This is a genomic window from Pseudomonas sp. D8002 (assembly GCF_013385695.1).
In the GTDB taxonomy this organism is placed as follows: Bacteria; Pseudomonadota; Gammaproteobacteria; order Pseudomonadales; family Pseudomonadaceae; genus Aquipseudomonas.
This window is the reverse complement of sequence record NZ_JACAPM010000031.1, coordinates 95,264-107,642: the sequence shown is the minus strand read 5'-3', so window position 1 is coordinate 107,642 and position 12,379 is coordinate 95,264. Positions and strand designations below refer to the sequence as shown.

Annotated in this window: 13 protein-coding genes; 6 read left to right on the top strand and 7 right to left on the bottom strand. The window is 61.6% G+C overall.

Annotated elements, in window-relative coordinates; translation table 11 throughout:
- Positions 1 to 100: 100 nt before the first annotated feature.
- Together HX807_RS17560 and HX807_RS17555 are read left to right on the top strand one after the other, a co-directional pair.
- Entirely contained in the window at positions 101 to 454 is a 354-nt protein-coding gene (locus HX807_RS17560; protein WP_008430817.1) for a DUF1428 domain-containing protein, read from the top strand.
- Positions 455 to 666: 212 nt separating this feature from the next.
- A complete protein-coding gene (locus tag HX807_RS17555; protein ID WP_177050569.1) occupies positions 667 to 1,296 on the top strand; it encodes a lytic polysaccharide monooxygenase auxiliary activity family 9 protein in 630 nt (209 codons plus the stop codon).
- A gap of 135 nt (positions 1,297 to 1,431) precedes the next feature.
- Here HX807_RS17555 and HX807_RS17550 read toward each other — a convergent pair whose 3' ends face one another.
- From HX807_RS17550 to HX807_RS17530, 5 genes are all read right to left on the bottom strand, one after another.
- Positions 1,432 to 1,986 (bottom strand): UPF0149 family protein, encoded by a 555-nt coding sequence (locus HX807_RS17550; RefSeq protein WP_177050567.1) that lies wholly within the window; start codon positions 1,984 to 1,986, stop codon positions 1,432 to 1,434.
- An 87-nt stretch (positions 1,987 to 2,073) separates the two neighbouring features.
- A complete protein-coding gene (locus tag HX807_RS17545) occupies positions 2,074 to 3,327 on the bottom strand; it encodes a chloride channel protein (protein WP_177015417.1) in 1,254 nt (417 codons plus the stop codon).
- A 114-nt stretch (positions 3,328 to 3,441) separates the two neighbouring features.
- Positions 3,442 to 4,125, bottom strand: a complete 684-nt coding sequence (locus tag HX807_RS17540; protein ID WP_177050564.1) for an anti-sigma factor domain-containing protein — start codon at positions 4,123 to 4,125, stop codon at positions 3,442 to 3,444.
- The gene (locus tag HX807_RS17535; RefSeq protein WP_008430807.1) at positions 4,122 to 4,649 is read right to left on the bottom strand and encodes a sigma-70 family RNA polymerase sigma factor; all 528 of its coding nucleotides are present in this window, start codon (positions 4,647 to 4,649) and stop codon (positions 4,122 to 4,124) included. Before HX807_RS17535 ends, HX807_RS17540 begins: the two co-directional genes overlap by 4 nt.
- A 70-nt stretch (positions 4,650 to 4,719) precedes the next feature.
- Entirely contained in the window at positions 4,720 to 5,241 is a 522-nt protein-coding gene (locus tag HX807_RS17530) for a DUF3455 domain-containing protein (RefSeq protein WP_003215266.1), read from the bottom strand.
- A gap of 137 nt (positions 5,242 to 5,378) precedes the next feature.
- On the opposite strand from HX807_RS17530, the gene HX807_RS17525 reads away from it, so the two are divergent.
- Both HX807_RS17525 and HX807_RS17520 read left to right on the top strand, forming a co-directional pair.
- A complete protein-coding gene (locus HX807_RS17525; protein WP_003215268.1) occupies positions 5,379 to 6,158 on the top strand; it encodes a class I SAM-dependent methyltransferase in 780 nt (259 codons plus the stop codon).
- An 82-nt stretch (positions 6,159 to 6,240) separates the two neighbouring features.
- Positions 6,241 to 7,026 (top strand): sulfite exporter TauE/SafE family protein, encoded by a 786-nt coding sequence (locus tag HX807_RS17520; protein WP_177050563.1) that lies wholly within the window; start codon positions 6,241 to 6,243, stop codon positions 7,024 to 7,026.
- Here the strand turns inward: HX807_RS17520 and HX807_RS17515 are convergent.
- Positions 7,023 to 8,258 (bottom strand): acyl-CoA dehydrogenase family protein, encoded by a 1,236-nt coding sequence (locus tag HX807_RS17515; RefSeq protein WP_177050562.1) that lies wholly within the window; start codon positions 8,256 to 8,258, stop codon positions 7,023 to 7,025. The genes HX807_RS17520 and HX807_RS17515 overlap by 4 nt on opposite strands.
- A 263-nt stretch (positions 8,259 to 8,521) precedes the next feature.
- On the opposite strand from HX807_RS17515, the gene sfnG reads away from it, so the two are divergent.
- Positions 8,522 to 9,613 carry a dimethylsulfone monooxygenase SfnG gene (gene sfnG / locus HX807_RS17510; protein ID WP_087692696.1) on the top strand — a complete coding sequence of 364 codons (1,092 nt, stop codon included), beginning with the start codon at positions 8,522 to 8,524 and terminating at the stop codon, positions 9,611 to 9,613.
- On the opposite strand, the gene HX807_RS17505 is transcribed toward sfnG, so the two are convergent.
- Positions 9,597 to 10,697, bottom strand: coding sequence for a GNAT family N-acetyltransferase/peptidase C39 family protein (locus HX807_RS17505; protein ID WP_003215276.1), 1,101 nt, complete (start codon positions 10,695 to 10,697; stop codon positions 9,597 to 9,599). The genes sfnG and HX807_RS17505 overlap by 17 nt on opposite strands.
- 94 nt (positions 10,698 to 10,791) lie before the next feature.
- On the opposite strand from HX807_RS17505, the gene HX807_RS17500 reads away from it, so the two are divergent.
- Entirely contained in the window at positions 10,792 to 12,378 is a 1,587-nt protein-coding gene (locus tag HX807_RS17500) for a RimK family protein (protein WP_003215278.1), read from the top strand.
- Position 12,379: the final 1 nt, after the last annotated feature.

Here is a 12,379-nt window from a genome sequence, read left to right as displayed (position 1 = left end):
CGATAACACACCACTGGTCGACATTTCCCACGTTGATGTCGATTGAGCGCCTGATTGATCGACTACAGGCAGAACAACCCGTCGAATCAGGAGAGTGATCATGTCTTACGTAGATGGCTGTGTGATCGCGGTGCCCACCGCAAAACGCGAACAATTCATCCAGCACGCCAAGGCCGCCGCCGTGGTGTTCAAGGAACATGGTGCGCTGAATATCATCGAGTGCTGGGGCGATGATGTACCTCAGGGGCAGGTGACCTCGTTTCCCATGGCGGTCAAGCTCAAGGAGGATGAAACCGTGGTGTTTTCCTGGATCGTCTGGCCGTCGCGGCAGGTGCGTGACGCCGGGATGAGCAAGGTGATGGAAGACCCGCGCCTGAAGGCGGATGTCAATCCGATGCCGTTTGATGGGCAGCGGATGATCTATGGCGGATTTGAGATGATCCTCAACACCTGAGGCCAGGCGTTCATGGACGGCGGCTGTAGTCCGATCGCCTGCTGCAGGGTAGGACCGACGATAACTCTGGTGCAAGACCAGTGCGAAAACTCTGCAAAACAAGGACTTGACGCGATTTGTCTGACAGAAACGTCGGGTAGACAACCCGGCGAGGTGGGCTAAGTTCAAGGCGCTTCCCATGAGGGGAAGTCTTCAATCAAGGAGTGACTGAAATGAACAAACCCCAGACTCAACTCAGGCATGGTCGCGTCGTGACACCCGCCAGCCGTGGCTCGGTGGCGGTAGAGCGTGGCCTGCTGGAAAACTGGCAAGTCAACGAAATGGAAGGCGGCAAGAACTTCCCGGCCCTCAACGCCGGGCCGTTTCCGGCGCCTTACGAAACCGACGATCAAAGCGTCACGCCGCCCGCCGACGGGCACATCCTCAGCGGCGGCAAGACCGATGCCCGTGACTGCGTGAACTTCACCGACGAAGAAATGGCTAAAAAGCTCAACACTCCGTTTAACTGGCCGTTGTTGAATGTTGAAGCCGGCCAGGTGTTCAAGGTGCAATGGGATTACACCGCCGCGCACGTGACCCGTGGCTATCGCTGGTTGATCACCCGGGACGGTTGGGATCCCAGGCAGCGCATCAGCCGCGCGCAACTGGAGCCCAAGCCGTTCTTCGAGGACTTCTACACCCAGGTGCCGTATTACCAGCACTCGGCCGAACTGAAGGCCAAGGTTGAACATCAGGTGACGTTGCCCAAGGGCAAGAAGGGCCGGCATGTGCTGGTGTTGATGTGGATCGTGGCCAACACCGGCAATGCGTTCTATCAGGCGTTTGACGTCGATTTCAACTAGCGGCAACTGAACCCGGAGGCAAAACAAAAAAATGTGGCGAGGGAGCTTGCTCCCGCTGGGCTGCGGAGCAGCCCTAAAAATCGGGGGCGCTTCGCACCCCAGCGGGAGCAAGCTCCCTCGCCACAGGTGTTGCGTTCAGCGCTGGGCCAACCAGTAGTCGTGCAACGCACGGGCGGCCGGTTCGATAGCGGCTACCCGTTGCTGATGGGCATTTACATCCAGGTCTGCCGGCAGTTCAAAGTTGTCCTGCTCGGCGCACCAGGAAATCTTTTCCAGTTGCCCGGCCTGTTCGGCAGGCAGCTCTGGCCAGTTGCCGATAGCGGCGCCACGGATATAACCAAAGCACCATTCTTCCGCCAGGGTCAGTGGCTGGTCCTGATGCTCGGTTTCCTCGAAACGTGCCTTGAAACCCTGGGCGTCGGTCGCCAGTTGCGTGGCAATGGCGTTCATATGGCGCACGCACAGTTCAAGGAACTGGCCAGCTTCTTCCGGGCTTTCCCAATCCGGGTTCTGCCCACCAAAGATACCGGGGAACCATTCGGCAACCTCCACCTGCGCGGGGCTTGAAATCAGGGCGGTGAAGTAACCGTCGAGCTCGGCCAGGTTCAGCACCGAATGGTCGTCGCCGTACTTGAGCAGGGTGTCGTCGATGAACTCGAAATCGGCGGGGGCGAGGGGTTGGTCGTGCATGGGCATATCCTTTGTGCGTGGAACGCCGCTGATGGGGCGGCTTAAAGCGCGGAGGATGGCGCGTGTCGGGGTTTTAATCCAGCTTCTTCAACGCTTTTCCCACAGGACGCACAGCTTGCTCATGCACATCGAACCTGCCACCGCGAGAATGATCGGCACCAGGAAGTCATGGTCGATGCGGGTGAATTCCGCCACCAGCACGATTGCCGTCAACGGCATGCTCATGCTCGATGCCAGGAACGCCGCCGCACCGATGATCGCGAACGCCCCCAGCGGCACGCCGGGCCACAGCAGGCTCCAGGCGCCGCCGAGGATGATGGCGAGCAGGGCGCCGTTGGCCAGCGCCGGGGTCAGCAAACCGCCTTCGGCACCGGCGCGCAGGCTGCTCGCCGTGATCAGTACCTTGACCACCAGCAGCACCGCGGCAAGGCCGATGGTCAGCTCATTGTCAAAGCCCAGTTGCGCCGGGCCCTTGCCGTTGCCGAGGATCTGCGGCAGGAAAATCGCCAGGCCCCCGATGATCGTGAAGTTGATCAACGACAGTACCGGCAACCGCCAGCCACGGGCGGCGTTGCTGCGGGCCGCGCCGGTCAGCCGGTTGAATCCGTAGGCGGCCAGGCCAAACACCGGCCCGCAGGCCAGCGCCCAGGCGATCAAGCCAGGGCTGAGCACAAAGTGCGGCACCACGTATTGCGCCTCTGCGCCCAAGCCAATCCAGGCCACCGATGCACCGATGGCCGAGGTGGCTAACGCAATCACTGCCGCCGGCCAACTGAACACACCCACCAACACTTCGAGCACAAACACCGCGCCGCCCAACGGCACGTTGTACACCGCCGCCAGCCCGGCGCCCGCACCGCAGGCGACGATCAGTCGGTGCATGTCCGGCGCCAGTCGCGCCCGTTGTGACAACCAGGTGGCGGCCAGCGCGCCGACTTCCCGTGGCGCCACTTCACGGCCCAATGGCGAGCCGAGGGCCACAGTGATGATTTGCAGCACGGCGTGGGCGAGGGTGGTCTTGGGCGGCATGATCGGTGCCTGGGCGGAGACCGCTTGCTTGATGCTCACCAACGGGCGGCCATAGCGGTAGATCAACCACCAACCCGCACCGGCCACCAGGCCACAGGTGATCAGCACCAGCACCCGGCGTTCGGGCGCGGCGGCGGTGACGCCGAGCAAAAAGGTTTCATGGCTGATCAGGCTGTCGAGGCTGTAGCCGTAGGCCAGATGCTGGATGCCGTGCAGCAGTAAGGCGAGGAGCATGCCGCCCAGGCCGGCGCCGATGCCGGTGAAGATGACGACGAGTGCGAGAATCAGCAGCGAACGGGTTTTTGAGGGCATGAAGGGTCCAGGGAGCCGGGTTTCCGAGTCCGATTCTATAGCGCAATGGTGACGCCATAGCCCCGAGATGTAATGCACATGCGCGAACTGGCCTTCCACAACATTGCATTACGTTCAGATTACTTTAACGGCCCGGCCAATTGCCTGAATCGGACCTGTCGGCTTGCCGGTTTTCGACCCGCCGGGATTTTCCAGGGTCAGCTCAAACAGCTGGTTCGGCGCCAGTGGCGGGAGTTTGTCCAGGGGCACAGATAACGTCTGCCCCGGCTTGACCAGGCCCAGCGACACCGGGCCTTGCCAGTCTTCACCCTTGGTCCAGAACTGCAGCGTCTTGTCTGCCGGTACTTCCATGATGCCCAGGGGAATCAGCTGGATTTCCTGGGTATTGCTCGCCTGGATCACCCAGCCCGGGGCCTGGTTTTGCGGGGCTACCAGCACCACCACATACGCGGTCGGGTTGATGGCGACCGTACGGGTCAACAGCAGTGTCGCCAATACCAGGCTCGCCGCGATGCCGGCGCCGGCCAGTCCGCGCCACAACGCCAGCCTGTTCCACCATGAGACCGACGAGTCCCGGGTGGCTGAATGCCCCAGGCTGCGCTCGATGCGTCGCCATAAATACACCGAAGGCGTTGCCGGGGCGGCCTGTCCAGTCAGTGGCAGCAGGCGCTGTTCCCAGGCGTCCACTGCCGCACGCAAGTCGGCATCGGTGGCCAGGCGCTGTTCCACCTCGGTGCGTTGCTCGGTGGGCAAGGTGCCCAGCACATATTCGCTGGCCAGTTCGTCGATGCTGTTCATGCCATGCACTCACGCAATGCCGCGAGGCTGCGTTTGATCCACGCTTTCACGGTACCCAGCGGGGTGCCGAGTTTGTGCGCGATTTCGCTGTGGGAATAACCGTCTACATACGCATGCAGGATGCAGTTGCGGCGGGCCGGGTCGAGTTGTTCGAGGCAGCTGTAGATCCGCCCCGAGTGCGCCTGATAGTCGAAGGTATCAGCGCGCTCTGCGCTTTCATGCTCTTCGCTGAGGGGCACTTCGCGTCCATTGCTGCGCACGGCATTTAGCGCCAGGTGCCGGGTCACGCTGTATACCCAGCCGCGGGCCGAGCCTCTGTGCGGGTCAAAACTGGCCGCGCCGTTCCAGATCTTGATGAAGGCGTCATGCACGATATCTTCGGCCACCGCCTTGTCACGCACGATGCGCAACGCGACCCCCAGCAGCCGGCTGCTTTCCTGTTGATACAGCCGGCGCAAGGCCGGTTGTTCGCCACGGGCGCAGGCCAGCAGGCAGGCTTGATAGTCAAAATCGGCTTCAGGCAAAGACAGGTTTCCAGGTGGAGGCCCCGGCGGTGAGCCCGGGGCGCTTTGGCAGCAGCGTAGACGAATCTGGTCAGTTGGCCGCCCAGAAGATGTAGTCGGCCTGGTACTTGACCACTTCCTGCTTGCCCTTGTTGGCCGCCGTGCATTCCGTGCCTGGCGCCACGCCGCCCTTGAGGGCCACCCGCTGGATATACGCGACGCCACTCATCGCGCCCTTGCCTTCGGCGGGGTTGGCCTTGACCAGTTGATAAGGCAGGTTGCCAGGGCTGGACGGCGCCACGGCCAACTGGGTGCCGGTGACTTTCGAACCATCCTTGGCCTGCCAGGTGGCCGGCGGGCCGAAGTAGCTACCGACCTGCTGGCCGCTGCGGTCATTGAGCACCGCCTTGGGACCGACGAAAAACCATTCGGTCTGGCCGGCAGCATTGGCCTTGTCCCGGCATTCGTAGGTGATTTCGCCGACTCCGGTGGTTTCCATGGTCACCTTGTGGCCGTCCGGCACCTTGATGCTGTCAGGTAAACCGGTCTGGGCAAAGGCAGTCGGTGCAGCGGCGAACAGGCAGGTCACGCAGAACAGGGCTTTGGCGTTCATCGGTGTCTCTCCATAAGGGCAGCAAGGCGCTGCTACCTGTACTACCCACGGCACGCGCAAACGGATGCAGCGATTAGAAAATAAATCTTCAAGGGCGCACACTGTGGGCCCCCGCACTACCAGAGGAGAGATTGACGATGACCGGTGTTCACAAGTCTGCTCAACAGGGCTTCTCTACTCAGGCCGTCACGTACGCCCAAGGCCGGCCGGACTATCCACGGCAACTCACGGGTTGGCTCACCGACGCCCTGCAGATCAATCCCCACTCCACGGTCATCGACCTGGGCGCCGGCACCGGCAAGTTCACCCGCTTGCTCAGCACCGTGGCGCCGACGTTGATCGCAGTGGAGCCGGTGGAGGCAATGGGGGCGCAGTTGCACAAACTGCTGCCCCAGGTGCGCCTGCTGTCGGGCACCGCTGAAGCCATCCCCCTGGAGGCGGCCACCGCTGATGCCCTGGTGTGTGCCCAGGCGTTCCATTGGTTTTCCACGGAAGCGGCCCTGGCGGAAATTCACCGGGTGCTCAAGCCGGACGGTCGCCTTGGGTTGATCTGGAATGTGCGGGATGAGTCGGTGGACTGGGTCGCGGCCATCACCGAAATCATCACGCCCTACGAGGGCGACACACCGCGCTTTCATACCGGACGTTGGCGCGAGGCCTTTACCGGCGAGTATTTTTCCGCCCCCGAAATGACCTGCTTCCCCTACAGCCATGTCGGCAGCCCCCAGGAAGTGATCATGGACCGCTTCCTTTCCGTGAGCTTTATCGCCGCATTGCCACCGGCAGAAAAGGCGCAGGTGACTGAGCAGTTGCAGTCGCTGATCAACACGCATCCGGCCTTGCGCGGCCGTGAGACGGTTGCGTTTCCGTACCAGACCCAGGCTTATCGCAGCCAGCGGCTGATCAGAAAGGCATAAAGTCAGATCGTTTTGATATAAGTAGTTATAAGAAAAATCGCTATGCTGCGGCCAGAATTTTATAAGGCCGCAGGTAGTGGTAATGGATGTAGGTAATTTTGGTTTCTCGATTGCTGGCCTGATTGTTGGATTTATCGTGGGAATGACCGGTGTAGGCGGGGGCTCGTTGATGACGCCGATCCTGCTCTGGTTCGGCATCAACCCGGCAACCGCCGTGGGCACCGACCTGTTGTACGCCGCCATCACCAAGTCCGGCGGGGTGCTGGTTCACAGCAAGAATCGCAACATCGACTGGACCGTCACCGGCTGGCTGACCCTGGGCAGCGTGCCCGCCGTGTTGCTGACCTTGTGGTTTCTCAAGAGCCTGGACACCGACCCCGCCGCCTTGAACGCGGTGATCAAGCAGTCCCTGGGCGTGGTCTTGCTGCTGACGGCCACGGCGATCCTGTTCAAGAACAAGCTGTTGGCCTTTGCCCAGCGGCATGCCGGCGACGACTACAAGATGGCGCCGCGCAACCTTAATGCGCTGACCATCATCACCGGCGCTGTCCTCGGTACCATGGTGGCCCTGACCTCCATCGGCGCCGGTGCCCTGGGCACGGTGGCGCTGTTTATCCTGTACCCGTTCCTGGCCACCAAGCGCCTGGTGGGTACCGAAATCGCCCACGCCGTGCCGCTGACCCTGGTCGCCGGCCTCGGCCACGCCAGCATGGGCAACATGGACTGGACCCTGCTGGGCTTCCTGTTGCTGGGCTCGCTGCCGGGGATTTATGTCGGCAGCCACATGGCCGGCAAGGTCCCGGACGGGATATTGCGTCCTTGCCTGGCGTTCATGCTGGTGATGATCGGCTTCAAGCTGGCGTTTTAACGCGCCGGCCCATTGCCGATCTGCCACACAAACGGCGGCTCGGTGCGGTTGATCACCCAGTCGCCGACAATCCGCGCCTTGTAGATCACCGGGTTGTGGGACGACACGGTGCGGGCGTTGCGCCAGTGCCGGTCGAGGGCTTTGCCCTGGCGCACATCCGAAGCCCCCAGTGCGTTGAACAGTTCAGTGGTGGCGCGCTGGATCAGTTCCGAGACCACCACCTGCGCCGTGGCTGATTCGATTTCGGCGGTCACATTGGCTTCGCGCTCCACGGCATCGTCCCCACCGAACCGCGCCACATAAGCCCGCTGCGCTGGAACTGCGGCTTTCAATGCGCTGGCTTCGGCGGCGTATACCAGTGCTGCAACTTCACCCACCACCTGCTGAATCTGCGAGTCCTGGCTCACATGGGCGGCATTGCCATGGCTGTAGATTCGTTTGCGGCTGCGCACCTGATGCGCCACATCCTTGAGGGCCGCGCGGCCGATGCCGGCGAGGGTGGCGAGCAGCACCAACTGATAGAACGCAGTCTGATATTTGAAGCGCGTGGCAAAGTCGATGACGTTTTCCGCCTCCACCACCGCATCGGTAAAACGCGAGGTGCCGCTGCCGGTGGTACGTTGGCCAAAGCCGTCCCAGTCATCGCTTTGCGCCACGCCGGGCTGGCGGGTGCGGGTGGCGGCAATCACATCGCCGCCGGTGTCGCTGCGTTGGGCGTAGACGTCGATCCAGTCGGAAAACAGGCTGCCGGTGCTGTAGAACTTTTCACCGTTGAGTTTCCATTTGTCGCCGTCGGGGCTGACTTTAGTGACGACATCGCCGATGGCCACGCTGCCGATTTCGGTCCAGGCGCAGCCCACGATGTCACCGTCGACAAAGCGTTTGAACCAGAGGTCTCGCGCCGCGCCGGGTGCGGCATTCAGGCGGTCTTCGGCAAACGCGAAGTGCCCGCGCAAGGCCTGGGGCACGTTGGAGTCGGCTTCGGCCAGTTCGATCAGCAGTTCGAATAGCTGGGGCAGGGAGGCGCCGCCACCGCCGTATTCCACCGGGACGCGCACGGCGCCAAAGCCGGCTTGCTTGAGCCATTGGATCGGCTCGTAGGGCAGGGCGCGGGTTTGTTCGCGCTCTACGGCACCCTCGGCGATGCGCTGGAAAATCGGCCGGAAGCGTTCGGCCAGGGCGTGATAATCGACGCCGGTGGACAGTGGATTGATCACGTGATGTTCGGTCATGGGGACGGTTCCTGGGCAGTGAGATAGGTGAGCTATTGCACGGTCCATGCCGGGCGCGAAGGCACGTATTTACGGGACGGGTGCCGATTCAACTGTTGTTCCTGCAACAGCAAAACGACAAACCGCTGCAATCCATGACAGCTCGGAACAGGCTGCTTTTCGCCTGTTTCCGCGCTCGAAGGCCGGTAGTGCGGGCCTCTCACGCCCACTGGCACAGTTGCTGCTCCACACCTCGTACATGCCAATCCGCGAGGTACAGTCCAATGAGTCAGCAAGCCGTCAAATTTGCCTACTGGGTGCCCAACGTCAGCGGGGGGCTGGTGGTCAGCAAGATCGAACAGCGCACCCACTGGGGCATCGACTACAACCGCAAGCTGGCGCAGTTGGCTGAAGAAGCCGGCTTTGAATACGCCCTGACACAGATTCGTTTCACCGCCGGTTATGGCGCCGAATACCAGCATGAGTCGGTCGCGTTCAGCCACGCGTTGCTGGCGGCCACCACCAAGCTCAAGGTGATCGCGGCAATCCTGCCGGGCCCCTGGCAACCTGCGCTGGCGGCCAAGCAACTGGCAACCATCGACCAACTCACCAACGGCCGCGTTGCCGTCAATATCGTCAGCGGCTGGTTCAAGGGTGAGTTCCAGGCCATCGGCGAACACTGGCTGGAGCACGACGAGCGTTATCGCCGTTCCGAGGAATTCATTCGCGCCCTGAAAGGCATCTGGACCCAGGACAACTTCACTTTCCGGGGTGATTTCTACCGCTTCGACAACTACAGCCTCAAGCCCAAGCCACTGGGCGAGCCCCACCCGGAAATCTTCCAGGGTGGCAGTTCGCGGGCCGCGCGGGACATGGCGGCACGGGTGTCGGACTGGTACTTCACCAACGGCAATACCCCGGAAGGCATCAAGGCCCAGGTCGATGACATTCGCGCCAAGGCGGCGGCCAATAACCATTCGGTGAAAGTCGGTGTGAATGCGTTTGTGATCGCTCGCGACACCGAGGAAGAAGCCCGCGCCGTGCTCGCGCAAATCATCGAGCAGGCCGACCCGGAAGCCGTCAACGCGTTTGGCGATGCGGCGAAACAGGCGGGCAAGGCGTCACCGGAAGGTGAGGGCAACTGGGCCAAGTCGACCTTCGAGGATCTGGTGCAATACAACGACGGCTTCAAGACCAATCTGATCGGCACCCCGCAGCAGATTGCCGAGCGCATCGTCGCCTTGAAGGCGGTCGGCGTGGACCTGGTACTGGCCGGCTTCCTGCACTTTCAGGAAGAAGTGGAATACTTCGGCAAGCGTGTATTACCGCTGGTGCGCGAACTGGAAGCCAAGGCCGGGATCAAGCAAGTCGCCTGAACACCACCACCGCTGCCCGCAATTTGTTATTGCCGAACCGGCACATTCGCTCGAACTCCCCATGGCTGACCGGCAGATGCTGGCAGTCCATGGGCTGGCGATGCTGGCTGTGGTCGACGTCCGGGTCGTGCAGGTACACGAAGTCTTCGTCGCAGTCGGTGACGATTACCCAGTGGGGCGACTTGGAGCGGGTCAGGCGGTAGCTGCTGATCAACACCAGCGGCTGGCCGCCTTCGCGCAGCACCTGGGGTAAATCCAGCGGGCCGCCGAGCACTTGCTCAACGTCGCTCAAGGCCAACTCTTCCTCGAAGGCGTCATGCACCAAACGCATGACGTCTTTTTTATGCTGATCACGTACCCCGTCGAGAAACAACGGTCCGCTGACATTGACCTGCATGCGCACCCGAAAGCCCCGGCGCCAGGCGGCCAGCGCCAAGCCCTGGGGGCTGCAGCCGCCATGGCCGGCGGTCATGAACACGGTGGTTGCCTCGCGCCAGATCTGCAGTTCTTCCCGGCGCTGGGCCACCCGCGCAGGTTCCAGGGCACCCATGGCCATCAGCAGGCTGGCGGCGCCGCAGGTGAAGTCGGTGGTTTGCTGGTAATAGGGCACGCTCAAGGCGCGCGCGTCCTGGTGCTGGAGGATGCGTTTCTCCAGGCGCAGGGCAGGGGCGTGGTCTTCGTAGTAGTCGTTGACCAAGGCAAAGCGCCGGTAGCCGTTGCGCTCATACAGGGCGATGGCGCCGGGGTTGTCGGTACGCACTTCCAGGCGCAGGTAGGCGCAGTCATGCTCCACCGCACAGGCTTCGATGCGCGTCAGCAGCTGTTTGCCCAGGCCCAGGCCCCGGGAAGACTCGGCGATGGCGATGGAGTACAGGCGCGCCAGGGAGGTGCCCCGGTGGAACAACACCAGGGCGTAGCCCAGCAATTCGCCGTGTTTTTCTGCCACCAGCAGTTGCCCGTGGGCGCGACTGACCATCCACTGGAAGCTCCGGGTGGAGAGCCGGTCCGTGGTGAAACAGTGCTGTTCCAATGCCACCAATGCAGGCACGTCATCGGGTGTTGCAACGCGAAAGGAAAGAGCCATGTGACCGCCGTAAAAGTTGCGTAACGAAACGGGACTTCTCTAAAAGATCGTGCTTAATAGAAAAGGTCTAGTTCTCTAAAGCGGATCAATCAATATGTCAGCGGTACAAGGTCATTGGCGTGAAGTATCCGAGCAAACAGTGGCGGCGACAATAACTTCCAACGGTTATTTTTCCAGCCCTCCCAAGAGTGCAAGTCAAGTCGTGATCATTGTCGAGCGCAAGGAAGACTGGGCCTCGTACTTCCCCAGCGAAGACATCGTCACCGCCCAGGAATACCTTGAGCAAACCCGGGAAAACGAGACGGGCAAGCGCGTGCAGGTGATCAACCTGTGCCGCAGCTACAAGTACCTGGGGCACGGCTACTACTGCTCGCTGCTGGCCGAGGCGCGGGGGCACAAGGTGATTCCGTCGGTGCGCACCATCAGCGAACTGACGAAAAAGTCCCTGTACGGCCTGGCCCTGGATGACCTCGATAAAACCCTCGATAAAGCCTTGAGTCATCATCTCTACAGCAACACCGAAGGCTTTACCCTGACACTTTACTTTGGCCGGACCAATATTGAACCCTTGCAGGATCTGGCCCGCCAATTGTTTGAAGCGTTTCCCTGTCCGATCCTGTTAGTTGAGTTTCGCAAGAATAACGGCTGGCACATCGAAGGCATCAAGTCTGGCGTATTGCACAAGTTGCGTGATGACCAGGAAGACCAATTCGCGAATGCCCTGGACAACTTCAGCCGCAAGATCTGGCGTCAACCGCGCTCCCGCCGTCTGGCCCGCTATGACCTGGCGATCCTGCACGACCCGCAGGAACAACTGCCGCCGTCCAACGCCCGCGCCCTGGAAAATTTCGTCCGGGTCGGCAAGGGGCTCGGCATCGACGTGGAACTGATCGAACGCAAGGACTACGCCCGCCTGGCCGAATACGACGCCCTGCTGATCCGCGAGACCACCAGCGTCGACAACCACACCTACCGCTTCGCGAAAAAGGCCGAAAGCGAAGGGCTGGTGGTGATGGACGACCCGGCCTCGATCCTGCGCTGTACCAACAAGGTCTACCTCACGGACCTGCTGAAAAGCCATCAACTGGGCATGCCCGCCACCGAAATTCTCTACAAGGAGCGACCCGAAGATTTCGAACGGGTGGGTGAGCGCCTCGGCTTCCCGCTGGTGCTGAAGATCCCCGACGGGTGTTTCTCCCGCGGCGTGATCAAGGTCGAAAGCCAGCAAGCGCTGCTGACCGCCACCGCCGAACTGTTCGAGCATTCCGTGTTGCTGCTGGCCCAGGAATTTTTCTACACCGAGTACGACTGGCGCATCGGCGTCCTCAACCGCAAACCGATCTTTGCCTGCCAGTACTTCATGTCCAAGGGGCATTGGCAGATCTACAACCACAAGGCCATCGGCCAGGACATCAACGGCGAGTGCCGCACCCTGGCGGTCCACGAAGCCCCCAAGGCGGTGGTGGAACTGGCGGTAAAAACCGCCAACCTGATCGGCGACGGCCTGTACGGCGTCGACCTCAAGCAGTCCGGCGACAAGGTGGTGGTGATCGAGGTCAACGACAACCCCAACATGGACGCCGGCATCGAAGATGCCTACCTGCAAGACGACTTGTATTCCCTGGTACTGGAAGAGTTCGTGCGACGCCTGGAGTTGAAGCGTCAAGGCCAGGTGTGGTGAC